Raw genomic sequence first — 26423 nt, forward strand, 5'->3', positions numbered from 1 at the left:
TCGCTGCGGTACTGCCGCCGCAGGTTACTTCGGCTGCGGCTTGCGCACCGTCAGGTGCAGCTCCCTCAGCCGGGTCTCGTCCAGCTCGGTGGGCGCGCCCATCATCAGGTCCTGGGCGTTGCCGTTGAGCGGGAAGGCGATGGTCTCGCGGATGTTGGGCTCGTCGGCGAGCAGCATGACGATGCGGTCGACGCCCGGGGCGATGCCACCGTGCGGCGGGGCGCCGAAGCGGAGCGCGCGCAGCATGCCGGCGAACTCGCGCTCGACGGTCTCCGCGTCGTAACCCGCGATCGCGAAGGCCTTGAGCATGATGTCCGGCTCGTGGTTCCGGATCGCGCCGGAGGACAGCTCGACACCGTTGCAGACGATGTCGTACTGCCAGGCGAGGATGTCCAGCGGGTCCTGGTTCTCCAGGGCGTCCATGCCGCCCTGCGGCATCGAGAAGGGGTTGTGGGAGAAGTCGATCTTCCCCGTCTCCTCGTCCTTCTCGTACATCGGGAAGTCGACGATCCAGCAGAACCGGAAGACGTTCTCCTCGAAGTGCCCGGCGCGCTTGGCGGCCTCGACCCGCACCGCGCCCATGATCTTCGAGACCTCGTCGAACTCGCCCGCGCCGAAGAACACCGCGTGGCCGGGGGCCAGCGAGAGCCGCTTGGTCAGCTCCGCGACGTTCTCCTCGGTGAGGAACTTCGCGATCGGGCCGGTCAGCGAGCCGTCCTCGCCGACGCGGACCCAGGCCAGGCCCTTGGCGCCCTGCGTGACGGCGTAGTCGCCGAGCTGGTCGAAGAACTTGCGGGACTGGGAGGCGACGTCCGGCACCGGCAGGGCGCGGACGTGCTTGCCGGCGAAGGCCTTGAACTCCGAGCCCTCGAAGACGTCGGTGATGTCGACGAGCTCCAGCTTGGCGCGCAGGTCCGGCTTGTCGGAGCCGTACTTCAGCATCGCCTCGCGGAACGGGATCCGCGGGAAGGGGGAGGTGACCTCGCGGCCGTTGCCGAACTCCGTGAACAGCTCCGTCATCAGCCGCTCGACCGGCTGGAAGACGTCCTCCTGCTCGACGAAGCTCATCTCGACGTCGAGCTGGTAGAACTCGCCCGGCGAGCGGTCGGCGCGGGCGTCCTCGTCGCGGAAGCAGGGCGCGATCTGGAAGTACCGGTCGAAGCCGGAGATCATCAGCAGCTGCTTGAACTGCTGCGGCGCCTGCGGGAGCGCGTAGAAGCGGCCCGCGTGCAGTCGGGAGGGCACGACGAAGTCGCGGGCGCCCTCGGGGGAGGTGGCGGTGAGGATGGGCGTCGCCATCTCGTTGAAGCCGAGGGCCACCATCTTGCTGCGGATGGAGGAGATGACCGACGTGCGCAGCATGATGTTGCGGTGCATGCGCTCGCGGCGCAGGTCGAGGAAGCGGTACTCCAGGCGCCGCTCCTCGTTGACCCCGTCCTCGGCGTTGATGGTGAAGGGGAGCGGCTGGGCGGCGCCGAGCAGCTCGACCTCGCCGACCTCGACCTCGACCTCGCCGGTGGGCAGGTCGGGGTTGACGTTGTCGGCGCCCCGGGAGACGACCTTGCCGTCGACACGGACGGTCGACTCCTTGGTCAGCTTGTCCAGCGCCTCGTACGCCTCGGTACCCGGACGGGCGACGAGCTGCGTGATGCCGTAGTGATCGCGCAGATCGATGAAGAGGATGCCGCCCAGGTCGCGCCGATTGTGCAGCCAGCCACTCAGTCGGACGTCGGTGCCGACGTCAGAGGAGCGGAGCTCGCCGCAGGTGTGGGACCTGTACCGATGCATCGTCGTTCATCCAGCCTTCGTGGATCGGGGATGGTGTTCCGCGTTTCACGTGAAACAACCCCAGCGTGAAACAACCCCCAGCGTACCGGCCGGGCACGGCTGTCCTCTTCCCCATTGACGCGACGCGGGCCCGGGAGCGAGCGGTGGCAGTGTCCGATCCCCTCTTCCTACAGTGGATGAATGCGCACTGGTGAGCCCCTGCCCGAGGTGGGGGACGTCCTTGCCGCTCTCGCGACCGGTCTGTGGCACTGGGACACCGCCGCGGGGGCGGTCACGGTGGACGCGGAGGCGGCCCGCCTGCTCGGGCTGCCCGCCGAACGGGCGACCCTCACCGAGGCCCAGGTACGGGCCCGGCTGCATCCGGTGGACTGGAACGAGATCACCGGGGTGGTCCAGCTCGCCGTCGCCGAGCGCACCCTCGCCGAGGTCCGGATCCGCATCATGGACGAACGGGGTCACATCGTCCGCGTCGTGCGCAGCCGCTCCAAGCCCTCGTTCGACCCCGTGCGCAAGGCGTACGAGCTGATCGGCACCCTCCAGGAGGTCGCCGAGCCGACACCCGGCACGCCCGCCGGGCGCAGCGCGGTCACCGGTGAGTGGCGCCGCTCGCGGGAGGCGTTCCTCCTGGACGCGGGCCGGGCACTGGCCGAGGCGCGGTCCACCGAGGAGGTGCTGCGGGTCGCGGCGGGCCTGTCGATGCCCGGTTTCTCCCCGGACGGGCTCGCGGTGTTCGGGGTCTCGGGTGACCGCCTGACGGTCATCGGCCACCACGGACAGCCGCAGAACGACATGAACCCGTTCGTGAACATGTCGCTGGACACGGACTACCCGGCCGCCGAAGTGGTCCGCACCGGCCGCGCCGTCTACCTCTCCTCCCCCGAGCAGTACCGGTCCCGCTATCCCCTTACCTGGCCCCTCGCCGAGCGTTTCGGCCGCCGTTCCTGGGCCTTCCTGCCGCTGACCGTGGCGGGCCGCACGATGGGCGCCTGGCTGGCGGCCTTCACCTATCCGGTCGCGTTCACGCCGGACGAACGGTCGGTGCTGACCACCGTGGCGCGGATGCTGGCGCAGGCCCTGTCCCGGGCGGGCGCCGCCGAGACCCAGCGGGAGCTGACCGACGGTCTGCAGCGCACCATGCTGCCCGTGCTCGGCCCGGAGATCCCGGGCATGGGCGTCGCCGCCCGCTACGTCCCCACCGGCGGCGGCCTCCAGGTCGGCGGTGACTGGTACGACATGATCCAGTTGCCCGGGGGGCGCTTCGCCCTGGTGATCGGTGACGTCCAGGGACACGACGTACGCGCGGCCGGGCTGATGGGCCAGCTGCGCATCGCGCTGCGCGCCTACGCCGCCGAGGGGCACCGTCCCGACGCGGTGCTCTCCCGCGCCTCCCACTTCTTCCACGGCCTCGCCCAGTCGGACGACGACCCCGGGGACATGCGCTTCGCGACCTGCTACTACGCCGAGGTCGACCCGGCGACCGGCACCGTGGAGAGCGCCCGCGCCGGGCACCTGGACCCGGTCGTACGCATGGCGGACGGAACGGCGCTGATCCTCGCCACGGCGGGCGGGCTGCCCCTCGGCATCGACCCGGACTCCGACTACCCGACCACGCGGCTCGCCCTGGAGCCCGGGGACACCCTGATGCTGTGCACGGACGGTCTGGTCGAGACCGGCGGCCACGACCTGCAGACCGGCTGGCACCGCCTCCGCGTCATCCTGGAGGAGCACGACGGCGGCCTGGAGGAGCTGGCCGACGCGCTGGTCCAGGCCGTCCACGGACCCTCCTCGCACCACACGACCGGCCCGCTGGCCGACCGGCGGGAGGACGACATCGCCCTGTTGCTGCTGTGCCGGCAGGGCGAGGGCTGCGGCTGCGGCGACAGCACCGTGGCCCGCGCCCCGGTGCGGCGCACGATGCTGACCGTCGCGCAGGCGGAGCCCGCGCGGATCGCCACCGCCCGGCAGCATCTGCGCGACCTGCTGCACGACTGGCCCAGCGAGGAGCAGCGGGACGCCGCGGTGCTCCTGCTCTCCGAGATGCTGACCAACGTCCTGGTGCACACCGACGCCGACGCCCTCCTGGTCGCGGAGGTCACCGGCGAGCCGGGCGAGCGGCGGATCCGGGTGGAGGTCACCGACAGCGGCGCCGACCTGCCGCACAAGCGCCGGCCGGGGGAGATGGCCTCCTCCGGGCGCGGCCTGATCCTGATCGAACTGCTGGCGGACGCGTGGGGCGTCGCCCCGCGCGGCGAGGGCAAGAGCATCTGGTACGAGGTCTACGAGTCCGTGGAGCCGGACGGCGGCCCCGGAGACGGCCGCGGCCCGGCCGGCGAACCGGAGACCGCGTAACGCGCCTGGAGCTCGTGCACGATCCCGAACGCCGCGGCCGTGAGGGGAACGGCGAGCAGCATCCCGAGGATGCCCGCCACCGACGCTCCCGCGGTGAGGGCCAGCAGCACGACGGCCGGGTGCATCTGCACGGTCCGGCTCTGGATCACCGGCTGGAGCACGTGCCCCTCCAGCACCTGTACGGCCAGGACCACCCCGAGGGCCCACAGGGCGATGGCGAACCCCCGGTCGGCCAGCGCGACGAGCACGGCGACGGCTCCGGAGATGAAGGCGCCGAGGTAGGGGATGTAGGCGCCGACGAAGACCAGCGCGCCGAGCCCGATCGCGCCGGGGACGCGCAGGACGAGCAGCCCGACGGTGATGCAGGCGGCGTCGATGAGGGCGATGAGGGTGGTGCCCCGCATGAACCCCTCGACGGCCCCGAAGGCCCGCCGGGACATCGCCTCGGCCATGTCGGCGCCGCCGGGCGGGGCGATGGCGCGCACCGTGCCGACGGCCCGGTCCGAGTCGCGCAGGAAGAAGAAGACGAGCAGTAGCGCGAGCACGGCCATGGCGATCATCTCGCCGACGACGCTGATGCCGGTGACCACGCCGGAGGCGGCCGTACCGCCGAACTTGCCCAGCAGTTCGCGCGCGTTGGACGCGATGTCGTCCAGCGAGGTCCCGGCCGCCCCGAAGTGGTCGGCGATGTCCTTCGCGGCGTCCCGCAGTGAGGCGATGATCTGGTCGCCGGTCTCGACGAGCGCGGACACCACGATGTACACGGCCCCGCCCACCACGGCCACGACGGCGACGCAGGTGAGCCCGGCGGCCAGCGAGCGCTGCACGTGCGCCTTCACCAGCCACCGGTGCAGCGGTCGGAGCAGGGCGGTGCCGAGCAGCGCGAGCAGGGCGGGCGTCACCGCGGTGCGGAACTCGGCGCAGAGCCGGATCGCGACGTAGACGACACCGCTGGCGAGGAGGATGACGGCGCACCAGGCGGCGAACCGACGGACCGGACCGGGAAGCAGCTGCACGTCCCCAGCCGATCACGCACCGGGCGGGCTGTCCTGCGCGGACGGCCCGCCCGGGTGACACGACGTCAGCGTGACGCGCTGTCAGCGCGGGAGCGCGTCAGGCATGAGGCGTGAGGCATGAGGTGTGAGCGTCAGGCGTCCGGGCCCGCCGCCGACATGCCGTGCACCGCCGGGACGGTGCCCAGCCGGCCCTTCTGGAAGTCCTCGAACGCCTGCTGGAGCTCTTCCCGGGTGTTCATGACGAACGGCCCGTAGTGCGCCATCGGCTCCCGGATCGGCTGCCCGCCGAGCAGCACGACCTCCAGGTCCGGCGTGTGGGAGTCCTGCTTCTCGTCCGCGCGGACGGTCAGCGAGCCTCCGGCGCCGAAGACCGCCGTCTGCCCCAGGTGGACCGGACGCCGCTCGGCGCCCACCGACCCGCGCCCGGCCATGACGTACGCCAGTCCGTTGAAGTCCTCCCGCCAGGGCAGGGTGACCTCCGCACCGGGCGCCAGCGTCGCGTGGACCATCGTGATCGGCGTGTGCGTGATGCCGGGGCCCTCGTGGCCGTCCAGTTCGCCGGCGATGACGCGCAGCAGCGCACCGCCGTCGGGGGAGGTGAGCAGCTGGACGGAGCCGCTGCGGATGTCCTGGTAGCGCGGGGCCATCATCTTGTCCCGGGCCGGGAGGTTCACCCACAGCTGGAGCCCGTGGAAGAGACCGCCGGACATGACCAGCTGCTCCGGCGGAGCCTCTATGTGCAGCAGACCCGAACCGGCCGTCATCCACTGGGTGTCACCGTTGGTGATGGTGCCGCCACCGCCGTTGGAGTCCTGGTGGTCGAAGATCCCGTCGATGATGTAGGTGACGGTCTCGAAGCCGCGGTGCGGGTGCCAGGGGGTGCCCTTGGGCTCCCCGGGCGCGTACTCCACCTCACCCATCTGGTCCATCATGATGAACGGGTCGAGATGGCGGTAGTTGATCCCCGCGAACGCCCGGCGCACCGGGAAGCCCTCGCCCTCGAAACCGCCGGGCGCGGTCGTGACGGTGAGCACGGGACGTGCGACGGCGTCGGCGGGTGCGGATACGCGGGGCAGCGTCAACGGGTTCTCGACGGTCACTGCAGGCATGTCGGTACCTCCTCGGGTACGCCCACTTTAGTTGAGCGTTGAACTTCTTGCCACTCAAACGAAGAAAGCCCGGAGGGCATTCCCTCCGGGCTCACGAGCGGGACGCGGCGACGCCGGCCGCGCCACCACCGGCACTAGCCATACATGCGGCGCATCGCAAAATCGACCATCTGTTCGACAGCCTTGGCGTCGAACACCATCCGGTGCTCGCCCTCCATGTCCAGGACGAAGCCGTAGCCGGTCGGCAGCAGGTCGATCACCTCCGCGCCGGTGATCACGAAGTACTTGGACTCCTTGCCCGCGTACCGGCGCAGCTCCTTGAGCCCGGTGAACATCGGGATCACCGGCTGCTGGGTGTTGTGCAGCGCGAGGAAGCCGGGGTTGTCGCCACGCGGGCAGTAGACCTTCGAGGTGGCGAAGATCTGCTGGAAGTCCTCGGCGGACATCTGACCCGTGGTGAAGGCCCGCACCGCGTCCGCGAGCGAGGGCGGGGACGGCTCGGGGTACAGCGGCGGCTGCTGCCCGTACCCACCGGACATCCCGCCGGACATCGGCTGCTGCGGCGGGGCGTACTGCTGCTGCTGTTGGCCCGCGGTCTGGTCGTAGCCGTACATGCCGCAAAGAGTAGCGAGTGACGAGTCACAGATGCCCCGCTCGGGGTTGCTTCTTATTACCGGCGGGTAGCATCATCGGAGCTACTACTCGGTACGTGTAGTTGGTATGTGTACAGATGCGAGGAGTACGTGCCTCGCCGATCTCTCAACGGAGCCGTCGCCATGGGGCACTACAAGCCGAATCTCCGGGACATCGAGTTCAACCTCTTCGAGGTGCTCGGCCGCGACAAGGTCTACGGCACCGGCCCGTTCGCGGAGATGGACACGGACACCGCCAAGAGCGTCCTGGAGGAGCTGACCCGCCTCTCGGAGAACGAGCTGGCCGAGTCCTTCGCCGACGCCGACCGCAACCCGCCGGTCTTCGACCCGGAGACCAACACCGCGCCGGTCCCGGCGTCCTTCAAGAAGAGCTACCAGGCCTTCATGGACTCCGAGTACTGGCGCCTGGGCCTGCCCGAGGAGATCGGCGGCACCACCTCCCCGCGCTCCCTCATCTGGGCGTACGCGGAGCTGATCCTCGGCGCCAACCCGGCCGTGTGGATGTACTCCTCCGGCCCCGCGTTCGCCGGCATCCTCTTCGAGGAGGGCAACGAGGTGCAGAAGCACATCGCGTCCTTCGCCGTGGAGAAGCAGTGGGGCTCCACCATGGTCCTCACCGAGCCGGACGCCGGCTCGGACGTCGGCGCCGGCCGCACCAAGGCGGTCCAGCAGGAGGACGGCTCCTGGCACATCGAGGGCGTCAAGCGCTTCATCACGTCCGGCGAGCACGACATGTCGGAGAACATCCTCCACTACGTCCTCGCCCGCCCCGAGGGCGCCGGCCCCGGCACCAAGGGCCTGTCCCTCTTCCTCGTCCCGAAGTACGAGTTCGACTTCGAGACCGGCGAGCTGGGCGAGCGCAACGGCGTCTACGCCACCAACGTCGAGCACAAGATGGGCCTGAAGGCCTCCAACACCTGCGAGATGACCTTCGGCGACCGCCACCCCGCCAAGGGCTGGCTGATCGGCGACAAGCACGACGGCATCCGCCAGATGTTCCGCATCATCGAGTTCGCCCGCATGATGGTCGGCACGAAGGCGATCTCCACCCTCTCCACGGGCTACCTCAACGCCCTGGAGTACGCGAAGGAGCGCGTCCAGGGTCCCGACCTGGCCAACTTCATGGACAAGTCGGCCCCCAAGGTCACCATCACGCACCACCCGGACGTCCGCCGCTCCCTCATGACGCAGAAGGCGTACGCCGAGGGCATGCGCGCCCTCGTCATGTACACCGCCTCCGTCCAGGACGAGATCCAGATCAAGGAGGCGAACGGCGAGGACGCCGCCACCGAGCACGCCCTCAACGACCTGCTCCTGCCGATCGTCAAGGGCTACGGCTCGGAGAAGGCCTACGAGCAGCTCGCCCAGTCGCTGCAGACCTTCGGCGGCTCCGGGTTCCTCCAGGAGTACCCGATCGAGCAGTACATCCGCGACGCCAAGATCGACACCCTGTACGAGGGCACCACGGCGATCCAGGGCCAGGACTACTTCTTCCGGAAGATCGTCCGCAACCAGGGCGCCGCGCTGAACTCGCTCGCCGAGGACATCAAGAAGTTCCTCGCCCTCGGCACCGGCGGCGAGGAACTGTCCGGTGCCCGCGAGCACCTGGCCAAGGCCGCCGTCGAGCTGGAGGCCATCGTCGGCGTCATGCTCACCGACCTCGCCGCCACCGAGCAGGACGTCAAGAACATCTACAAGGTCGGCCTCAACACCACCCGCCTCCTCATGGCCTCCGGTGACGTGATCGTCGGCTACCTGCTCCTCAAGGGCGCCGCCATCGCCGCCGAGAAGCTGCCGACGGCCTCCGCCAAGGACAAGGCCTTCTACACCGGCAAGATCGCCGCCGCGAAGTTCTTCGCCGCGAACGTCCTGCCCGGCCTCACCCTGGCCCGCAAGGTCGCCCAGGGCGTCGAGCTGGACCTGATGGAGCTGGACGAGGCGGCCTTCTAGCCCACCGGGCCCGGTCTCCACACTCCCCTCACACCCTCACGAGGGCCCGCTCCCGGTCTACCGGAAGCGGGCCCTCGCGCGTCGTTAAGGTAAACCCCATGAGCGCACCCACCCGCTTCGACCGCGGCCACACCGACGACCTCATGTCCTTCCTCGCGGCCGGCCCCACGCCGTACCACGCCGTGGCGGCCGCCGCCGAGCGACTGGAGAAGGCGGGCTTCCGGCAGGTCGCGGAGACGGACGCCTGGGAAGGGACGAGCGGCGGCAAGTACGTGCTGCGCGGCGGTGCGATCGTGGCCTGGTACGTCCCCGAGGGCGCCGCACCGCACACCCCCTTCCGCATCGTCGGCGCGCACACCGACTCCCCCAACCTGCGCGTGAAGCCCCGCCCGGACAGCGGGGCGCACGGCTGGCGCCAGGTCGCCGTGGAGATCTACGGCGGCCCCCTGATGAACTCCTGGCTCGACCGCGACCTGGGCCTGGCCGGCCGTCTCACCCTGCGCGACGGCACCACCCGCCTGGTCAACATCGACCGCCCGCTGCTCCGCGTCCCGCAACTCGCCATCCACATGGACCGCAACGTGTCCGCGGAGGGCCTCAAGCTCGACAAGCAGCGCCACCTCCAGCCCGTCTGGGGCCTCGGCGACACCGTCCGCGACGGCGACCTGATCGCCTTCCTGGAGGACGAGGCGGGGCTCACCCGCGGCGAGGTCACCGGCTGGGACCTGATGACCCACTCCGTGGAGCCCCCGGCGTACCTGGGCCGCGACAAGGACCTGGTGGCCGGTCCCCGCATGGACAACCTCCTGTCCGTGCACGCCGGGGTGGCCGCCCTGGCCGCGGTCGCGACCTCCGGCGCGGACCTCCCGTACGTCCCGGTCCTGGCCGCCTTCGACCACGAGGAGACCGGCTCCCAGTCGGACACGGGCGCGGACGGCCCGCTCCTCGGCAGCGTGCTGGAGCGCTCGGTCTTCGCGCGCGGCGGCTCGTACGAGGACCGGGCGCGCGCCTTCGCCGGCACGGTCTGCCTGTCCTCCGACACCGGCCACGCCGTCCACCCCAACTACGCGGAACGGCACGACCCGACGCACCAGCCGCGCGTCAACGCCGGTCCCATTCTCAAGGTCAACGTCAACAACCGTTACGCCACGGACGGTTCGGGCCGCGCGGTGTTCGCCGCCGCCTGCGAGAAGGCGAACGTCCCCTACCAGACCTTCGTCTCCAACAACTCCATGCCGTGCGGCACGACCATCGGCCCGATCACCGCGGCCCGGCACGGCATCAGCACCGTCGACATCGGCGCGGCCATCCTCTCGATGCACAGCGCCCGGGAGTTGTGCGGCGCCGACGACCCGCACCTGCTGGCGAACGCGCTGGTGGCGTTCCTGGAGGGCTGAGCCCCGAGCCCGCTCCGGCCGGAACGCCCGTGCGCCGCATGGGTGTTCCGGCCGGGGGTACCCGAGCGGAACCGGATCGGCCGGAAAACCGGAACCGACCGGCTCTACAGGGAGGCAACACTCATGGGCCTCGGCGGGTGCATCATCCTCATCGCCGTGGGAGCCATCCTCACGTTCGCGACCGACTGGGACATGCAGGGCGTCAACCTCGACCTGGTCGGCGTCATCTTCATGATCGTCGGCCTGATCGGTGTCGCGACGTTCAGCAGCATCGCCCGGCGCCGCCGCGTCGTGATGCCGCCGACCACCCCGGTCGTCGAGGACCGGCCCCACCACCACACCCGGGACGGGTACAGCAACGGCTACGGCTCGTGATCCGAACACATTTACCCGTGCAGTTCTCCACGCAAGGTGGACTCTACTGAGTTATTAACTCAGTAGAGTCCACACTTATGGATTTCACCGTTATCGCGCACGCCGTCGAAGTGGACCACGGCATCAAGCGCTTATCGATGCGCTTCATCAAGAGGTACGCAGCGCCGGATCGCCAGCGTCTGAGCGCTGAACTGTGCGCGGACATCTCACAGGAGTTCGAGCGACTGGGTTTGCTCACCCTGCCCAGACGGCTGCCGACTTCGGAGAACGAGTACGTGTTCGTGATCGAGAAGGACAGTCCACTGGGCCAGACCGTGGCCCTCGCCACGTCGCTGGCCATGCTCGACAAACTCGGCGAGAACCGGCTGTCTTTTCTTTTCGACAACTATCCGGAAGTCAGAACGCTTCTGACGTGAATGACCAATGATCGGTCGTTACGGAACAAAGACCGGTCAGAACCCGTTAATCGCATGAGTACAGCTTTTCACCGGCGCTAGATTCAGGACTGCGCGAAGCGAAGGCGCCTGCAACGCGCGAGCACCGCCGTTGCAGCGGACGCTCCATCAGTTCACTTGTTGTGGCATGGAGTCAACCATGAACGCCATCGCGGATCATCTCGCCGGCCCCGCCGCCGGCGGCGGAGACGATCTATCGCCCGAACCGCCCATCCGTGCGAATACACATCCCCGGTGTGTCCATGTCTGCGTCTTCTCGGGAGACCGCGACATGTCCGTGGCCGGATGGCTGCGCATCGACAGCACTGCCGTGCAGTCCAAGTCCGCCGTCGCGGTCTGGTCCGAGTTCCGCGAGGCGCTCCACGCCGACCCCGCGCTGAATATCCGGCGCGGTGACACCCTCCGCGCCAGAAAGCTCGCGGCCGGTCAGGGCAGGCCGCGCCCCTCCTCGGCGAGGAGGGGTCCCAGCAAGGCCGAGCAATGGGGGCACCGGCACGTCCTCCGGCGGGGACTCACGGCCATCGCCTCACTGCCCGGCACCACCGTCGGCACCGCCCGGGTCCGCGCCCCCGGTACGTCTGGGCCCACGGACGCCCTGCTCAGACAGCTCGCGCGGAACACCCCGGCCTCCGCATCAGGGCTTGCCGTCGTTCGTGCGAACACCGCCGCCGCCTCGTGGTACGACCTCGCCACCGAGCCCCCGCTCGCGGCGCCCCACCTCTCCGACGGCCCGCCCCACGCGGCGGCCGGGACGGAAAGCCTCCTGGAGGCGGCGGAATTCGTCGCCTACTGCGCCTACCAGTCCCTCGCCCGACAGCACAACCGCCGCTTCCTCTGGGAGTGGCTGCCCGAACTGCTTCCCGGCGCCGGGTTCCCCTTCGACCTGTGACACGGCGCGCGGGCCTCGGCTCCGCGCGCCTCGTCCGGCCTCTTCCGTCCACTCCGTACTCGGACCCGCTCGGTCCGCTCGATCCGTCCGATCCGATCGCCCCATCCGATCCGTCCGAGAGGACGTCGCCATGTCCCACAACGCCCCCCGCTCCCTCACCGTGCAGTGGGGCTCCGATTCCGTAGTGGTGTCGAATGTCGAGCCGCGACTGCCGCCTCCCGGATCCGACGCCGGTCTCGCCGAGGTCCTCGACGCGGGCAGGGCCAATCCTGTCGCGCTGCTGCCCGACGCGGCCTGGGAGGCCGTCGGCCGCGCCACGACCAGCCCCGAGGCGGTGGCCGTGCAGTTGCGGCCCACCGCCTCGGAACCCAACGGGCTGCTCATGGCCGAGAACGTCGACGGCGCGACACTGCGCTCGATCGTCACCCGGGTCCACCTGAGCGAACTGCTGCCCGGCATCCAGCCCCGTACCGGGATGGAGGTCATGGAGATCCCCGACCCCCAGGTACAGGGGATCACCACGACCGACGGCCGCCCCTGCGCCAGCGTCCGGTGCCGGTACCAGGACCTCGACCACCTGCGGGACCACGTCTGGCAGACGCTCCACGGGACCCTGTCGCTCAACAGCTACGGGCCCTCGGTCCTGGCCCGGAAGATCACCCGGAACCTGATCACCCACCCGGTCGAAATCTCGTTCGAGGACGGCACGGAGTCCTTCCACGCCCTCGTGGTGCGAGACGGCATCACCCGGCTCGCGAGCGCCTGGGAAGTCCTCGCGGGACCTGACGCGGACGCCGCGGAGGTCGCCGGCCTCGCAGTCGAGTCACTGTTCGGCAAGACCCCCGCCGCGTCCGGCGGTGATCCCCTCGGGCGGCGGCTGGCCGCCGGAAGGCAGAAGTGGAGGCGACGGATCACCGAGGAGTTCGACCGGGAGATCGCCGGGCCGGAACCGGGACCGCGCGCCGCCCAGATCGCGCAGACCTGTGTCGTCCCGGCCCAGATCGCCGTCAGCGCGGAAGGGCACCCCGGACATCTGCTCGCCGCCGAGGATGTCTTCGACGACGCGGTCCGGTCCGTACTGGCCTCGGTACACGTCGAGTTCAAGCAGTGGGACACGGCGGCGCAGAACGTGGAGGTCGCCACCCGCGCCCTGAAGCGGGTGATCCAGCTCGGCGACTCGCTGGTTCCCAAGGACGACCTCCAGACCGTCTACGGACTGGCAGTGGGCCGCATCCCGTCCGAGGACCTGCCCCGCGTCTTCGGCGACGCCGTATCACCCCCCGGCACGGCGCTGTGGCGTGCCGTTTACCTGGTGCACGCCCTGACCCGCCCTGAGCTCCTGGACCTGCTCAAGGACCAGGCCAAGGCCATCAAGGGCGGCAAGCGCATGGGGCTGAAGGGTTTCTCGGAACTGCTCGGCCCCCTGATCGACCTGCCCTGGCGTGCGCACAAGAAGCACGTCACGAAGCAGGCCCGCAACGCCTGGAACAACGGGGGCGTCCTCACCACCGACGTCCTCCAGGAGTGGGACCCGCGGCCCACGGACGATTTCACCGCCCTCGTGGCACCCGCGATGGCCGGGGACACGCACGCCCGCTGCACCCTGGCCGTGGCCGGCGGGGTGGCCCTGATCGCCGACAAGCTCCTGACCCGCAACGTCGGATCGGCGCTGATGGCGGCCAAGGACAAGGGCGGCGTACCGTTCCGGGCGGACGTCAACCAGGTCATCGAGGACCTGTCCCGGCAGAACAACGAGGTGGGGTTGTGGACGCTGGCTCTGGCGGCCGAGCGGTTCCGCGGCGACACGCTGCCCGAGAACGCGGTCACGATGCGGCAGTTGACCCGGAAGCAGCAGGCCGGCGCCGCAGCGAGCGGGGGGTACGCACACTTCCGGGTCGACCTCACCCAGCAGGACCGGACCGCGCGCGACGACGACGGCGTACCGCAGCTGCTGTCGCAGTGGGACGTCGTGTGGGCCTCGAACCCCGACCGTGCCCGCAAGGCGCACCCTCCCCAGACGGGGCTGTTCCCCGCGCCGCGCCCTGGGGCAGGCGCGCAGGGCACCGAGAGCACCACACCGACCGAGGCGGGCACCGCCCGAGAAACCCAGGATGCCGGAACGGAGAATGACGCGGAGAGCGCCGACGGCCCGGCGGCCCCCTCCTCAGGGTCGGCCAGCCAGCGCGCCGCCGGCCAACGGCAGAACCTGAAGGCGAACGTGACCGCGGCCAGAGACGCCCTGGACCAGCTGTTGCTACTCGAACCCCAAGTCGGCAACCACACTCCCGTCATCCCGCAGCACACCCTCGACATCCTGCTCGACCAGCTCATCAGCCTGCAGACGGACGTGGAGAACCTGCGCCGGAAGGCGCAGGCAGCCGGTTCCACCGACGCGGAGCAGAGCACCGAGGAGGACACGGATCAGCCCATCGAGGAGATGGAGGAAGCGGGGGTCTAGACCCCGGCAGGCTTCTTCCCTCAGGGCTTCCGTCCGCCACCTCGTCCATGCCCGCCGGACGGGGGCAGCCGGCCCGAAGTTCCCGGAAGCCAGCAGCGATGCCTCGTCGGTGCGGTGCGGGGTGTCCGGCTCAGGCTGCGGCGCGACGTACGGCCCGTCGCCGCGCCGCAGCGTGCCCCGCGCCACGTACTCCGCCTCCAGATTGTGCTGGACGGCGCGGGCCCGCCGGGTCGATGACCACGAGCGGCGGCCGGGCGCTCGCGGCGAGGAGCTGTGGGGGCGGGCCTGAAACTTTGCCCCTTATATGAGCCTTTGCCCCCCTACATGAGAGGTCGCGGCGAGCGGGACGCGCTCGAGCGTCAAGGGGGACGCCCGGCGCCGCCCCTCAGTTCAGCGCGTGCCCCGTCGTCGCGTCCACGTGGGCGGGCACCTCGTCGTGCCGGTCGCCCACGGTGGACGTCCCCGTCGGTTCGAGGAGCAGGATCTCGGTGGGGACGGGAGCGTACGGCTTGTGTTCCGTGCCGCGCGGGACGGTGAAGACCGAGCCCTTGGGCAGGACGACCGTGCGCTCCCCGTCGGGTTCGCGCAGGGCGATGTGGAGTTCGCCGTCGAGGACCAGGAAGAACTCGTCGGTGTGGTCGTGCACGTGCCAGACGTGCTCGCCCTCGGCCTTGGCGATACGGACGTCGTAGTCGTTGACGGCGGTGACGATGCGGGGGCTCCACTGCTCGGTGAAGGACGCGAGGGCGGAGGGGAGGGAGACGGGTTCCTGTGACATGACGTCATCGTGCGGGTGCCGCACCCGGCGGACGAGTGCTAGAAACCGCACATGCCGCAAGGATCCTCTCAGCCACCGCGACCCCACCGGGTCGCCGTGATCGTCGACGAAGGCACCAACCCGTTCGAAGTGGGCTGTGCCACCGAGCTGTTCGGGCTGCCGCGGCCCGAGCTGGGGCCGGCCGAGCCGCTGTACGAGGTGTCGCTGTGCGGTCCGGCCCCCGCAATCCGGATGAACCACGGGTTCTTCACGCTCGCCGGCGTACCCGGGCTGGACATCGCCGACGGGGCCGACACACTCGTCGTCCCCGGCCGGCCGGACAACGTCGTACCGCGCGGCCCGGCCGTCCTGGACGCCATCCGGCGCGCGCACGCGCGGGGCGCACGCGTCGTCAGCCTCTGCACCGGCAGCTTCGCGCTCGCCGAGGCCGGGCTGCTGGACGGGCGGCGGGCCGCCACCCACTGGCTCTGGGCGGACTCCTTCCGCCGACTGCACCCGAGGGTGCTGCTGGAGCCGGACGTGCTGTTCGTGGACGAGGGCGACATCCTCACCGCCGCGGGGAGCGCGGCGGCGCTCGACCTCGGGCTGCACATCTGGCGCAAGGACCACGGCGCCGAGACCGCCAACGCCGTCTCCCGGCGGCTGGTGTTCGCCACGCACCGGGACGGCGGGCAGCGGCAGTTCGTGGAGCGGCCGGTGCCGCACGTGCCCGACGAGTCGCTCGCGCCCCTGCTGGAGTGGGCGCAGGAGCGGCTGGGCGAGCCCCTGACCGTGCCGGACCTCGCGGAGCGCGCGGCGGTGTCACCGGCGACCCTGCACCGGCGGTTCCGGGCGCAGCTGGGGACGACGCCGCTCGCCTGGCTGACGGCCGAGCGCGTGACCCTCGCCCGGCGGCTGATAGAGCGCGGGGAGGGGCGGCTGGACGTGGTGGCGGCGCGGAGTGGGCTGGGGACCGCCGCGAACCTGCGGGCGCGGCTGCGGCGCGAGACGGGGCTCAGCCCGTCGGCCTACCGACGGCGTTTCGGCCCGGGCGCGGGGGAAGCGATCACGTCATGAGATTCCTCGTGTACGACCGGCTCCTCGGCATCGGTGACGACTACTGGATCGAGGACGACCGCGGCAACAAGGCGTACCTCGTCGACGGCAAGGCGATGCGGCTGCGGGACACCTGGGAGCTGAAGGACACCCAGGGGAACGTGCTCATCGACATCCACCAGAAGATGTTCACCCTGCGCGACACGATGGTGATCGAGCGGGGCGGCGAGCCCCTGGCGCGGCTCAGGCGGAAGCGGCTGTCGCTGCTGCGCAACCACTACCTGGTCTCCCTGGCCGACGGCACCGAGCTGGACGTCAGCGGCAAGATCCTCGACCGGGAGTTCGCCATCGAGTACGACGGTGAGCTGCTGGCCGTCGTCTCCCGGCGGTGGCTGACCCTCCGGGGCACCTACGGCGTCGACGTCGTCCGGGACGACGCGGACCCGGCGCTGCTGATCGCGCTGACGGTGTGTGTGATCCACCTGGCGGAGAAGGAGCGGGGGGACGACTGACGGCGGTGCGCGACGAGGCGGCCGGGGGCGGGGCCGGGGGGCGGTGCCGTGGCCGTGGCCGCGGCACCCCGCCGGTACGGCGTCCGGAGCGTAGGGCTCCGGCGCCGGGACGGCGCCCGGACGGTACGGACCCGGCGCCGGGAAGGTACGGACCCGACGTCCGGAAGGTACGGCTCCACTCGGTGAGGCGCCCCGCCGGCAAGGCGCCCGCGGCACGCGTACGCGGCCCGCGCGGCACCCGGGTCCCCGGCGGTCTCGGCGTCGCGGACGGCACTCCGCACGCCCCGGCACATGGCGTTCCCGCGCGGGTCAGTACCATGCGGTCGATCGTTCGTGTCATGTTCATACAGGGGTGGGGACAACTTGAGATTGAGACGTCGAGTACGCCGTACGGCCGTGGGTTCCGCCCTCGGTGTCGCCGCGGTCCTGAGTCTGCAGAGCGTCGCGGGCGGTGCCGCGGTCGGGACCGGGAACGAGACGGCGCACCAGCCGAGCGTGTACAGCGCCGCCGGGCAGGAGTCCGCGCCCGTCAAGAGCGAGGTGCACAGGCTGGCGCTCGCCGACAAGGGCCGGGGAGAGGCCGCGCTGTCCCGGCGGGACACCGAGCGCTTCGCCCTCCTGGGTGTCTCCTGGACGGACCCCACGGCGACGGTCGAGGGAACCATCCAGGCGCGGGCCAGGAACGCCGAGACGGGTGAGTGGACCGAGTGGAAGGACCTCGAGCCCTACCCGGCGCTGCTCGACGGCCGTCGCGCGGGCGCGCGCGGTTCCACCGAGCCGATCTGGGTCGAGGCCTCCGACGGCGCCGAAGTCCGCATCAGTGACGGCGCCGCCAACGGCACCCTGCCGGCCGGTCTGCGCCTCGACCTGGTCGACCCGGGCACCACCGAGGCGGACGGCGCCTCCGGGACCCTGAACGCCGAGCCCGCCGCCTTCGCGCAGGACGTGCCGCCCACGACGCCCGGCCCGGCGTCCTCGGCGCCGCAGCCGGCCATCGTCTCCCGCGCCGACTGGGGCGCGGACGAGAGCCTGAACGACGAGGGCCCCATCTACCTGCCGGACGGCAAGATTCGTGCCGCCTTCGTGCACCACACGACGGACGCGGAGTACGACTGCTCGGAGTCCGCCGCGGTGGTCCGGGCGATCCACGTCTACCACGTGAAGACCAACGGCTGGCGCGACCTCGGGTACAACTTCCTCGTCGACAAGTGCGGCAAGATCTTCGAGGGCCGTCAGGGCGGCATCGACCAGCCGGTGATGGGAGCCCACACCTACGGCTGGAACTCCCAGTCGACGAGCGTCGCCTTCATCGGCAACTACACGCAGCGGACCGCGCCCGACGCGGCCCTGGTCTCGGCGTCGCGGGTGATCGCGTACAAGCTCGGCCAGTACGGCGTCAACCCCGCCGGCAAGGCCACGCTGACCGCGGGCGCCACGCAGACGAACTACTTCCGTACGTCCTTCACCGCCGGTCAGGACTACACCTTCGACGCCGTCTCCGGGCACCGCAACGGCTACAACACCGAGTGCCCCGGCACCATGCTGTACCCGCAGCTGCCCACCATCCGCGGCTACGCGAGCGGCACCGTGGCGGGACTCGCCGTCACGTCGCTGAGCGGTGAGGCGACCAAGGCGGGCAGCGGCTACCAGACGCCCGGCCAGGCCTCGGTCAACTGGACCACGTCCACCCAGAACGGCCTGATCCACAAGTTCGAGGTGCTGGTCGACGGCCAGGCCGTCGGCTGGAGCTGGGGCCACATCCGCACGTCGTCCGTCACGATCGAGGGGTACGGCGCCCACACGGTCGCCGTCCGCGCCACGCACACCTCGGGCAAGGTGACGACGTCCGCTCCGGTCACGGTCACCGTGCCCGGCCCGAAGACCTTCAAGCCGGTCACCCCGACCCGCCTGATGGACACCCGGTCCGGCCTGGGCGTGGCGAAGGCCAAGGTCGGCTCCGGTGACGAGGTGGTCCTGCAGGTCACCGGCAACGGCGTCGTCCCGTCCACCGGCGTCGGCGCGGTCGTCCTGAACGTCACCGCGACCAACCCGACCTCGACGAGTTACGTGTCGGTCTACCCGAACGGCACCGAGCGCACGTCCGCGTCGAACCTGAACTTCACCGCCGGCCGGACCATCCCGAACCTCGTGGTCGTCCCGGTCATCGACGGCAAGGTGCGGTTCTACAACCACGCGGGCACGGTCGACCTGATCGCCGACGTCACGGGCTACTACACGACGGGCACCGACGGCTCGACCCACGTCAACATCGGTCCGAAGCGGCTGATGGACACCCGCTACGGCATCGGCGTGGCCAAGGCGGCCGTCGGCCCGCGGGGCACGGTGACGCTGCCCGTCGCCGGCGTCCAGGGCGTCCCGGCCGAGGGCGTCACGGCGGTGGTCCTCAACGTGACCGCCACCAACCCGACCTCGTCCTCCTACGTCTCGGTCTACCCGGACGGCACCACCCGCACCTCCGCGTCCAACCTGAACTTCACCGCCGGCCAGACCATCCCGAACCTCGTGGTCGTCCCCGTCGTCAACGGCAAGGTGAACTTCTACAACCACGCCGGCACGGTCGACCTGATCGCCGACATCACCGGCTACTTCACCTCGGGGACCGAGGGTGCCTCGCACATCAACATCGGTCCGAAGCGGCTGATGGACACCCGCTACGGCATCGGCGTGCCGAAGGCGGCCGTCGGCCCCCAGGGCACGGTGACGCTGCCCGTCGCCGGCGTCCAGGGCGTCCCGGCCGAGGGCGTCACGGCGGTGGTCCTCAACGTGACCGCCACCAACCCGACCTCGTCCTCCTACGTCTCGGTCTACCCGGACGGCACCACCCGCACCTCCGCGTCCAACCTGAACTTCACCGCCGGCCAGACCATCCCGAACCTCGTGGTCGTCCCGGTCGTCAACGGCAACGTGACGTTCTACAACCAGTGGGGCTCGGTCGACCTGATCGCCGACATCACCGGCTACTTCACCAAGTGAGTCCCGCCTGATTCCGAGCGGTGCGTCACGACGGCTCCCAAGGCCGGCATCCGGCCTTGGGAGCCGTCGTCGTCGTACGGGGCGCCGGCGCACCCGCGTATCCGCGGCCGGGCGGACGGGCCGCTCACGGCGGTGCCGACGGGGTCCACGGGGTCCACGGGGACAACGGGGCTGCGCGGGCCGCTCACCGGGTCCGCGCCGGCGGGTCTACCGCCGAGGCGTCTCCAGCCCCAGCACCCGGTCCTTCAGGGCCGGGAACTGCTCCCGGGTCCGCGCCACCTTCGCCGGGTCGAACTCCACCGTGAGGACCTCTTCGTCCGCGCCGGCCTCCGCCAGCACCTCTCCCCAGGGATCGACCACGATCGAGTGACCGGCCTGCGGAACTCCGGCGTGTGTCCCGGCCGTTCCGCAGGCGAGGACGAACGCCTGGTTCTCCACCGCCCGTGCCTGCGCCAGGAGCGTCCAGTGGGACCGGCGGCGCTCCGGCCAGCCCGCCGGGACGACGAGCGTCTCGGCACCGGCGTCGACGAGGCCGCGGAAGAGTTCGGGGAAACGGAGGTCGTAGCAGGTCGCCACGCCCAGGGTCGTTCCGGGCAGACGGACCGTCACCAGTTCGCGCCCCGCGCCCATCAGTACGGCCTCGCCCTTGTCGAAGCCGAACCGGTGGATCTTGCGGTAGGCGGCGGCCAGGTCGCCGGAGGGGGAGAGGACGAGAGAGGTGTTGTAGAGCCGTCCGTCGGCGGCGCGCTCGGGGACGGACCCCGCGTGCAGCCACACGCCCGCGTCGCTCGCCGCCTTCGCCATCGCCTCGTACGTCGGGCCCTCGAGCGGCTCGGCCTGCGCGCCGAACTCGTCGAAGGCGAACGCGCCCGTGGTCCACAGCTCCGGGAGTACGACGAGATCGGCGCCCGCCTGTTCCCGTACCAGCGAGGCCGCCCGCCGACGGCGCGCTTCGACGGATTCGCCCCCGTTCACGGCGATTTGGATCAAAGAGGCGCGCACGCTACCACCGTCCTGCCATTCGGGCCGTCCCCAAGGGTGTCCACACGGCCTACGATCGTCACACGAAAGCACTGCCGGGGTGCCGCACAGCAGCGTAACTTAGCGTCTCGACACACCCACTGACCGCCGCCACCTCCCGCAGGCACCGCCGCCGAAACAACCGCCCGTGTACCGACCGCCGAGGGGTCCCGTTCCGTGAGTCTGCATCCCACCCTCCAGCCCTACGCCGACGCCTGGACTCACTCCATCGAGGCGATAACCGAGCTGGTCCAGCCGCTTGTGGAGGCAGAGTGGAACCGCCGCACCCCCTGCCCGGGCTGGTCGGTGCGCGACGTCGTCTCCCACGTCATGGGTCTGGACTCCGAGATGCTCGGCGACCCGCGCCCCATCCACACGCTCCCGCGCGACCTCTTCCACGTCACCAACGACCACCAGCGCTACATGGAGATGCAGGTCGACGTCCGCCGCCACCACACGGCGCCGGAGATGACGTCTGAGCTGGAATACATGATCATCCGGCGCAACCGCCAGCTGCGGAACGAGTCGCGGGACCCCGGCACCAAGGTGCGCGGCCCGCTCGGCACCGAGCTGACCCTGGAGGAGTCGATGCGCCGGCACGCCTTCGAGGTGTGGGCGCACGAGCAGGACCTGCGCACGGCCCTCGGCCGTCCCGGCAACCTGGACTCCCCCGGCGCGTACGTCGCCCGTGACGTGCTGCTCGCCGCGCTGCCCGCCGTCGTCGCCGAACGCGCCGACGCGCCGCGCAGTTCCGCCGTCGTCTTCGACATCCACGGCCCGGTCGAGTTCCTGCGCACGATCCGCGTCGACATCCAGGGCCGCGGCACCCTGGAGACGGCCCCCGCCCTCGGCCCCGCCGCCACCCTCACCCTCGACTGGGAGACCTACGTCCGCCTGGCCTGCGGCCGCGTGAGCCCGGACGCGGCGGCGGACCGCATCAAGACGGAGGGCGACCCGGACCTGGCGGCGGCCATCCTGCGGAACTTCGTGGTCACCCAGTGACGCCGGGGAGAGTGCCACTGGGGAGTGGGACCAGCCCGTCCGGCGTCTGAGGACGAGGCCGTCCGGGCCGAAAGCGGGGTCTGGGGGCGGCAGACCCCGGGTGCCCGCTCTGGTGCCCGCGCCTACACCGGCACGTGCACCGTCTCCACCCGGCTGGCGACCAACCGCTCCCGCTCCCTGCGCGCCGCCCGCTTCCGCAGCCGCAGGATCTGCGTCACACCCAGCGCCTGCAGCACGAACACCGACGAGAAGGCGACGGCGTAGTCGTCCCCGGTCGCGTCCAGCAGCACCCCGACCGCGAACAAGGTGGTCATCGACGCCACGAACCCGCCCATGTTCGTGATCCCGGACGCCGTTCCCTGCCGCTCCGGCGGATTCGCCGGCCGCGCGAAGTCGAAACCGATCATCGATGCCGGCCCGCAGGCACCGAGCACCGTGCACAGCACGACGAGCAGCCACATCGGCGCACGGTCGGCCGGGTAGGCGAGCGTCGCCGCCCACAGGAGCGCCGTCGCGCCCACCGTGCCGAGCGCCAGCGGCAGCCGGGCCGCGTGGTGCCGGGCGATGATCTGGCCGTAGACCAGGCCGACCGTCATGTTGGACAGCACGACGAGGGTGAGCAGCCCGCCGGCCGTCGCCCGGGTCAGCCCCTGCGCCTCGACCAGGAACGGCATCCCCCACAGCAGCAGGAACACCATCGCCGGGAACTGGGTGGTGAAGTGCACCCACAGCCCGAGCCGCGTCCCCGGCTCCCGCCAGGACATGGCGATCTGCCGCCGTACGTAGGCGGTCCCCTGGTGCGGCAGCGGGTCCGGCTCGTGCCCCTCCGGGTGGTCCTTGAGGAACAGGAGCAGCAGGACGAAGACGACCACACCGGCCAGCGCGCTGCCCGCGAACGCCGCCGTCCAGCCGATGCCGTGCAGCAGCCGGGCCAGGACCAGGGTGGAGACCAGGTTGCCCGCCATGCCGACCAGGCCGGCGAGCTGGGCGACCATCGGCCCGCGCCGGGCGGGGAACCAGCGGGTACCCAGGCGCAGCACGCTGATGAACGTCATCGCGTCCCCGCACCCGAGCAGCGCCCGCGAGGCGAGCGCCATGCCGTACGAGGGGGAGAAGGCGAAGCCCAGCTGCCCGACCGTGAACAGGACGACACCGATGCCCAGCACCTTCTTGGTGCCGAGCCGGTCGACCAGCAGACCGACGGGTATCTGCATGCCGGCGTAGACCAGCAGCTGGAGGATGGAGAAGGTGGACAGGGCGGAAGCGCCCACGTGGAAGCGGTCGGCGGCGTCGAGGCCGGCCACCCCCAGGGACGTACGAAAGATGACGGCGACGAAGTAGACCGAGACGCCGACGCTCCAGACGGCGATCGCGCGCCGGCCGCCCAGGGGTACCCCCTCCGGGGGAGGATCTCCGGGCAGCGCCTTCCCGTCCGACGTGGCCGGACTCATCGGACCTCCCCCCGGGCCAGGTGCGAGAACCAGCCCACGTGCCGGTGGACCACGCCGACGGCCGCCTCCGCGTCCCCCGAGCGCAGGGCGTCGAGGATCTCCTCGTGCTCGGCGAGGGTCTTGGCGATCCGGTCGGGGTGGGAGTGCATGACGGCGACGCCCATGCGCAGCTGGCGGTCGCGGAGCTGGTCGTAGAGGCGGGAGAGGATCTCGTTGCCGCCGCTGCGGACGATCTCGGCGTGGAAGCAGCGGTCGGTGACGGAGGCGGCGGCGAAGTCACCGGCGGCGGCCTGCTCCTTCTGCCGGTCGAGCAGTTCCGCCAGCCGCTCCACGAGCGCGGGCGGGGCCGGTACGGCCTTGCGCGCCGCGTGTTCCTCGACCAGCAGCCGGGTCTCCACCACGTCCGCGATCTCCTGGGCGGAGACGGGCAGGACCAGCGCGCCCTTCTTCGGATACAGCCGGATCAGGCCCTCGGCCTCCAGCCGGAGCAGCGCCTCGCGCACCGGTGTGCGGGAGACGCCCACGGCCTCGGCGAGTTCCCCCTCGGTGAGCAGGGTCCCGCCCTCGTAGCGGCGCTCGAGGACGCCCTGCTTGACGTGGGTGTAGACGCGGTCCGCCGCGGGGGGTTGCTTCACTGCCGTGGTCATGCCGACAGGATAGATACAACAGGGACGCAAGAAGGGGGCCGGTCCACCATGCGGACGTCCGGCCACTCGTCAGGGGGACGCGGTGAACCGCCCCGGCCACCGCGCGGCCATCCGTGCTATTCACATGTCGCACGGACGCGGCCGGCACCGCATCGACCACAACTCGGCCGCACGCCAGGGGAATTCACCGAAACCGGGGTACTCGACTTGATAAACGCCATTCAGGGCATCCGCCTCCGCACAGCCGTCACCGCCGCCCTGACCGGCGGGGCCGTACTCGCGACCGGAGCCCTCGCCACCGCACCCGCGCAGGCCGCCACCGCATCCGTGCAGGCCGCCGCCGCACCCGCACGGGCCGCCGCCGCGCCCCCGCACGCCGCCGCCACGCCCGCACGGGCCGCCGCCGCGCCCTCGATCGTCGCCAAGGGCGGCTTCGTGATGAACGACGCGAACGGCCGGTCGCTCTACACCAAGGCCGCGGACACCAGGCGCGCCACCGGCTCCACCACCAAGATCATGACCGCCAAGGTCGTCCTCTCCCAGCCGAAGCTGAACCTGGACGCCAAGGTCACGATCCAGATGGCGTACAGCGACTACATCGTCTCGAAGAACGCGTCCTCCGCCCGCCTCATCGTCGGCGACAAGGTGACGGTCCGGCAGCTGCTGTACGGGCTGATGCTGCCGTCGGGCTGCGACGCCGCGTACGCCCTCGCCGACAGGTTCGGCACGGGGAAGACCCGTGCGGCCCGCGTGAAGTCGTTCATCGGCAAGATGAACGCGGAGGCGAAGAAGCTGGGCCTGAAGAACACCCGCTTCGACTCGTTCGACGGCATCGGCAACGGCGGGAACTACTCCACGCCGCGCGACCTGACGAAGCTGGCGAGCAGCGCGCTGAAGAGCTCCACCTTCCGCACGATCGTGAAGACGAAGAAGTACACGGCGAAGACGGTCACCAGAAAGGGCGGCACCCGCACGATGGCGCCCTGGGTCAACACCAACACGCTGCTCGGCAGTTACAGCGGCGCGATCGGCGTCAAGACCGGCTCGGGTCCGGAGGCCAAGTACTGCCTGGTCTTCGCCGCGACCCGGAAGGGGAAGACCGTCGTGGGCACGGTCCTCACCTCGTCGTCCTCGGCGCAGCGCGCCAAGGACGCGACGAAGCTGATGAACTACGGCTTCGCCAGGCTGAACTGAGCCGCCCCGACCACGGAACGGGCCCGTCGCCACCGCGACGGGCCCGTTCTCCTGGCGCTCGCCGTACACACGCCCGGCGGCCGGTGCGGCGTCTTTCCCTCAGCTTCGCTCGCATTCGTGAACATCCTCGACTCCGCTGGCATATGCCTGTGGCTCCGCCCTACGTTCCGCGGCGGAGGTGGTTCACATGAACGAACCCAGCAATCGACCGAACTCCGGCATGCGGCAGGAGGCCATCGACGTCAGCGACTTCGTGTACGCGGCGACCGGAGCCCGGGTGCGGAGGCTGACCATGCCGGACGGAGGCCACTGGTTCCCGGCGGTGGACGTCTGCAAGGAACTCGGCTACACCACGCCCCGGAAGGCGCTTCTCGATCACGTCCCGGAGGAACACCGAAACAATCTCGAGACAGTGACTGGAAGTCATTGTCTCGGCATTCCCGCAGGCAGGAGTTGGCGACGAGACTTGCAACTCATCGATCTGCAAGGTCTCATCCTCCTAGTCAACGCCTGTACCAAACCGGCCTGCGCCCCCTTCAAGCAGTGGGTCGCCGAAGTCATCGAGACCGTGCAGAGGGAGGGCTCCTACTCTCTCGACGAGGCCGAGGTACAACCCTCCGGGCCGGGTGCTCCGCTCGCCTACGCCATGCCGGCCCAGGTCGCCGACGCGATCGTCCGGCTGGAGGCGCACAACCTTCAGCTGGACGAGCAACTGGCCGACGGGCAGCGCGCGTCCATCGCCCTGCAAAGGGAGATGCTGGCCACCCAGCAGGCCATGACCCGAGCCATGGAACGCATCGCCGACCGGTTCGACACCCTCGTCCCCCGTCCGCGGACATCCAGTGGCCATCCCACCGCGGCGCCCACCACGGAGTCGGTGCTGGCCGACTGGCGGCAGCGGTTGTCCGTGACGGAGGACGTGTGGACGGTCGCCCTGGTCATCGCCCCGGTGCTCGTCGAGAAGGGTGAGCTGCGGGAGCCGCTGGAGTCGATCGCCGCCCGCACGGGGCTTACCGTGCGCCGGGTCAACGAATGCCTGCGGCTGCTGCGCACGCACGCCTGCATTCGCTCGCGGGGCGGCGCCGAGGACGGGGCTCCGGTGTACGTGCTGCATCAGGTCTGAGCCCGGCACGACGGAAGGGGCGTCACAACTCCAACTTGTGGCGCCCCTCCCGTCGTGAATCTACTCGGTTCGTGGCCGTCAGGCCCAGGTGATCAACCGCTTCGGCTGTTCCAGGATCGCGGCGACGTCGGCGAGGACCTTGGAGCCGAGCTCGCCGTCGACGAGGCGGTGGTCGAAGCTGAGGGCGAGGGTGGTCACCTGGCGCGGCTTGACCTTGCCCTTGTGGAC

At 70.7% G+C, this 26423-nt stretch carries 22 protein-coding genes; 13 read left to right on the top strand and 9 right to left on the bottom strand.

The window, feature by feature from the left end; all coding sequences use genetic code 11:
• Window positions 1-24 precede the first annotated feature (24 nt).
• The gene (gene aspS / locus ACP4J0_RS33900) at window positions 25-1788 is read right to left on the bottom strand and encodes an aspartate--tRNA ligase (RefSeq protein ID WP_426602593.1); all 1764 of its coding nucleotides are present in this window, start codon (window positions 1786-1788) and stop codon (window positions 25-27) included.
• A gap of 180 nt (window positions 1789-1968) precedes the next feature.
• Between aspS and ACP4J0_RS33905 the strand changes: the two genes are divergently transcribed.
• The gene (locus tag ACP4J0_RS33905; protein WP_426602594.1) at window positions 1969-4137 is read left to right on the top strand and encodes a SpoIIE family protein phosphatase; all 2169 of its coding nucleotides are present in this window, start codon (window positions 1969-1971) and stop codon (window positions 4135-4137) included.
• Here the strand turns inward: ACP4J0_RS33905 and ACP4J0_RS33910 are convergent.
• From ACP4J0_RS33910 to ACP4J0_RS33920, 3 genes are all read right to left on the bottom strand, one after another.
• Window positions 4065-5153, bottom strand: coding sequence for an AI-2E family transporter (locus ACP4J0_RS33910; protein WP_426602596.1), 1089 nt, complete (start codon window positions 5151-5153; stop codon window positions 4065-4067). The two genes, ACP4J0_RS33905 and ACP4J0_RS33910, sit on opposite strands and share 73 nt — an antisense overlap.
• A gap of 131 nt (window positions 5154-5284) precedes the next feature.
• Window positions 5285-6262: a pirin family protein gene (locus ACP4J0_RS33915; RefSeq protein WP_426602598.1), complete on the bottom strand. Its 978-nt coding sequence runs from the start codon at window positions 6260-6262 to the stop codon at window positions 5285-5287.
• 134 nt (window positions 6263-6396) lie between these two features.
• Window positions 6397-6876 carry an SseB family protein gene (locus ACP4J0_RS33920; protein ID WP_019324792.1) on the bottom strand — a complete coding sequence of 160 codons (480 nt, stop codon included), beginning with the start codon at window positions 6874-6876 and terminating at the stop codon, window positions 6397-6399.
• Window positions 6877-7038: 162 nt separating this feature from the next.
• Here ACP4J0_RS33920 and ACP4J0_RS33925 point away from each other — a divergent pair, with 162 nt between their 5' ends.
• The 6 genes from ACP4J0_RS33925 (at window position 7039) to ACP4J0_RS33950 (ending at window position 14439) form a co-directional block, all read left to right on the top strand.
• On the top strand, window positions 7039-8865 hold the full coding sequence (locus ACP4J0_RS33925) for an acyl-CoA dehydrogenase (RefSeq protein WP_426602600.1): 1827 nt from the start codon (window positions 7039-7041) through the stop codon (window positions 8863-8865).
• A gap of 98 nt (window positions 8866-8963) precedes the next feature.
• On the top strand, window positions 8964-10262 hold the full coding sequence (locus ACP4J0_RS33930) for a M18 family aminopeptidase (protein ID WP_426602602.1): 1299 nt from the start codon (window positions 8964-8966) through the stop codon (window positions 10260-10262).
• Between the two features lie 123 nt (window positions 10263-10385).
• Window positions 10386-10637 carry a DUF6458 family protein gene (locus ACP4J0_RS33935; RefSeq protein WP_426602604.1) on the top strand — a complete coding sequence of 84 codons (252 nt, stop codon included), beginning with the start codon at window positions 10386-10388 and terminating at the stop codon, window positions 10635-10637.
• A 77-nt stretch (window positions 10638-10714) separates the two neighbouring features.
• A complete protein-coding gene (locus ACP4J0_RS33940; protein WP_426602606.1) occupies window positions 10715-11053 on the top strand; it encodes a hypothetical protein in 339 nt (112 codons plus the stop codon).
• Window positions 11054-11363: 310 nt separating this feature from the next.
• The gene (locus ACP4J0_RS33945) at window positions 11364-11981 is read left to right on the top strand and encodes a hypothetical protein (protein WP_426602608.1); all 618 of its coding nucleotides are present in this window, start codon (window positions 11364-11366) and stop codon (window positions 11979-11981) included.
• 130 nt (window positions 11982-12111) lie between these two features.
• Window positions 12112-14439, top strand: coding sequence for a hypothetical protein (locus tag ACP4J0_RS33950; RefSeq protein ID WP_426602609.1), 2328 nt, complete (start codon window positions 12112-12114; stop codon window positions 14437-14439).
• Between the two features lie 385 nt (window positions 14440-14824).
• On the opposite strand, the gene ACP4J0_RS33955 is transcribed toward ACP4J0_RS33950, so the two are convergent.
• The gene (locus ACP4J0_RS33955) at window positions 14825-15217 is read right to left on the bottom strand and encodes a cupin domain-containing protein (protein ID WP_426602611.1); all 393 of its coding nucleotides are present in this window, start codon (window positions 15215-15217) and stop codon (window positions 14825-14827) included.
• A gap of 51 nt (window positions 15218-15268) precedes the next feature.
• Between ACP4J0_RS33955 and ACP4J0_RS33960 the strand changes: the two genes are divergently transcribed.
• The 3 genes from ACP4J0_RS33960 (at window position 15269) to ACP4J0_RS33970 (ending at window position 19758) form a co-directional block, all read left to right on the top strand.
• Entirely contained in the window at window positions 15269-16273 is a 1005-nt protein-coding gene (locus tag ACP4J0_RS33960; protein WP_426602613.1) for a helix-turn-helix domain-containing protein, read from the top strand.
• On the top strand, window positions 16270-16764 hold the full coding sequence (locus ACP4J0_RS33965) for an LURP-one-related/scramblase family protein (RefSeq protein WP_426602615.1): 495 nt from the start codon (window positions 16270-16272) through the stop codon (window positions 16762-16764). The genes ACP4J0_RS33960 and ACP4J0_RS33965 overlap by 4 nt, the downstream gene beginning before the upstream one ends.
• 369 nt (window positions 16765-17133) lie before the next feature.
• Window positions 17134-19758: a peptidoglycan recognition protein family protein gene (locus ACP4J0_RS33970; RefSeq protein WP_426602617.1), complete on the top strand. Its 2625-nt coding sequence runs from the start codon at window positions 17134-17136 to the stop codon at window positions 19756-19758.
• 207 nt (window positions 19759-19965) lie between these two features.
• Here the strand turns inward: ACP4J0_RS33970 and ACP4J0_RS33975 are convergent, their stop codons facing one another.
• A complete protein-coding gene (locus tag ACP4J0_RS33975; RefSeq protein ID WP_426602619.1) occupies window positions 19966-20760 on the bottom strand; it encodes a carbon-nitrogen family hydrolase in 795 nt (264 codons plus the stop codon).
• Between the two features lie 195 nt (window positions 20761-20955).
• Here ACP4J0_RS33975 and ACP4J0_RS33980 point away from each other — a divergent pair, with 195 nt between their 5' ends.
• On the top strand, window positions 20956-21780 hold the full coding sequence (locus ACP4J0_RS33980) for a maleylpyruvate isomerase family mycothiol-dependent enzyme (protein ID WP_426602621.1): 825 nt from the start codon (window positions 20956-20958) through the stop codon (window positions 21778-21780).
• 122 nt (window positions 21781-21902) lie between these two features.
• Here the strand turns inward: ACP4J0_RS33980 and ACP4J0_RS33985 are convergent, their stop codons facing one another.
• On the bottom strand, window positions 21903-23231 hold the full coding sequence (locus ACP4J0_RS33985) for an MFS transporter (RefSeq protein ID WP_426602623.1): 1329 nt from the start codon (window positions 23229-23231) through the stop codon (window positions 21903-21905).
• Window positions 23228-23878, bottom strand: coding sequence for a GntR family transcriptional regulator (locus ACP4J0_RS33990; protein ID WP_426602625.1), 651 nt, complete (start codon window positions 23876-23878; stop codon window positions 23228-23230). The genes ACP4J0_RS33985 and ACP4J0_RS33990 overlap by 4 nt, the downstream gene beginning before the upstream one ends.
• A 207-nt stretch (window positions 23879-24085) precedes the next feature.
• On the opposite strand from ACP4J0_RS33990, the gene ACP4J0_RS33995 reads away from it, so the two are divergent.
• Complete coding sequence (locus tag ACP4J0_RS33995; RefSeq protein WP_426602627.1) at window positions 24086-25072, top strand: D-alanyl-D-alanine carboxypeptidase family protein; 987 nt, start codon at window positions 24086-24088, stop codon at window positions 25070-25072.
• A 187-nt stretch (window positions 25073-25259) separates the two neighbouring features.
• On the top strand, window positions 25260-26195 hold the full coding sequence (locus ACP4J0_RS34000) for a BRO-N domain-containing protein (protein ID WP_426602629.1): 936 nt from the start codon (window positions 25260-25262) through the stop codon (window positions 26193-26195).
• A gap of 78 nt (window positions 26196-26273) precedes the next feature.
• Here ACP4J0_RS34000 and ACP4J0_RS34005 read toward each other — a convergent pair.
• A partial coding sequence (locus tag ACP4J0_RS34005; RefSeq protein ID WP_389455262.1) for a 2-oxo acid dehydrogenase subunit E2 occupies window positions 26274-26423 on the bottom strand: 150 nt, incomplete at its 5' end.

The sequence above is a fragment of the Streptomyces sp. WG7 genome (genome assembly GCF_049975785.1).
GTDB lineage: Bacteria > Actinomycetota > Actinomycetes > Streptomycetales > Streptomycetaceae > Streptomyces.

What these genes read in the sequence shown, in the direction of transcription:
- aspS (WP_426602593.1), bottom strand. Translation starts at nt 1,788, where the DNA reads ATGCATCGGTACAGGTCCCACACCTGCGGCGAGCTCCGCTCCTCTGAC.
- ACP4J0_RS33905 (WP_426602594.1), top strand. Translation starts at nt 1,969, where the DNA reads ATGCGCACTGGTGAGCCCCTGCCCGAGGTGGGGGACGTCCTTGCCGCT.
- ACP4J0_RS33915 (WP_426602598.1), bottom strand. Translation starts at nt 6,262, where the DNA reads ATGCCTGCAGTGACCGTCGAGAACCCGTTGACGCTGCCCCGCGTATCC.
- ACP4J0_RS33920 (WP_019324792.1), bottom strand. Translation starts at nt 6,876, where the DNA reads ATGTACGGCTACGACCAGACCGCGGGCCAACAGCAGCAGCAGTACGCC.
- ACP4J0_RS33925 (WP_426602600.1), top strand. Translation starts at nt 7,039, where the DNA reads ATGGGGCACTACAAGCCGAATCTCCGGGACATCGAGTTCAACCTCTTC.
- ACP4J0_RS33930 (WP_426602602.1), top strand. Translation starts at nt 8,964, where the DNA reads ATGAGCGCACCCACCCGCTTCGACCGCGGCCACACCGACGACCTCATG.
- ACP4J0_RS33935 (WP_426602604.1), top strand. Translation starts at nt 10,386, where the DNA reads ATGGGCCTCGGCGGGTGCATCATCCTCATCGCCGTGGGAGCCATCCTC.
- ACP4J0_RS33940 (WP_426602606.1), top strand. Translation starts at nt 10,715, where the DNA reads ATGGATTTCACCGTTATCGCGCACGCCGTCGAAGTGGACCACGGCATC.
- ACP4J0_RS33945 (WP_426602608.1), top strand. Translation starts at nt 11,364, where the DNA reads ATGTCCGTGGCCGGATGGCTGCGCATCGACAGCACTGCCGTGCAGTCC.
- ACP4J0_RS33950 (WP_426602609.1), top strand. Translation starts at nt 12,112, where the DNA reads ATGTCCCACAACGCCCCCCGCTCCCTCACCGTGCAGTGGGGCTCCGAT.
- ACP4J0_RS33955 (WP_426602611.1), bottom strand. Translation starts at nt 15,217, where the DNA reads ATGTCACAGGAACCCGTCTCCCTCCCCTCCGCCCTCGCGTCCTTCACC.
- ACP4J0_RS33960 (WP_426602613.1), top strand. Translation starts at nt 15,269, where the DNA reads ATGCCGCAAGGATCCTCTCAGCCACCGCGACCCCACCGGGTCGCCGTG.
- ACP4J0_RS33965 (WP_426602615.1), top strand. Translation starts at nt 16,270, where the DNA reads ATGAGATTCCTCGTGTACGACCGGCTCCTCGGCATCGGTGACGACTAC.
- ACP4J0_RS33985 (WP_426602623.1), bottom strand. Translation starts at nt 23,231, where the DNA reads ATGAGTCCGGCCACGTCGGACGGGAAGGCGCTGCCCGGAGATCCTCCC.
- ACP4J0_RS33990 (WP_426602625.1), bottom strand. Translation starts at nt 23,878, where the DNA reads ATGACCACGGCAGTGAAGCAACCCCCCGCGGCGGACCGCGTCTACACC.
- ACP4J0_RS34000 (WP_426602629.1), top strand. Translation starts at nt 25,260, where the DNA reads ATGAACGAACCCAGCAATCGACCGAACTCCGGCATGCGGCAGGAGGCC.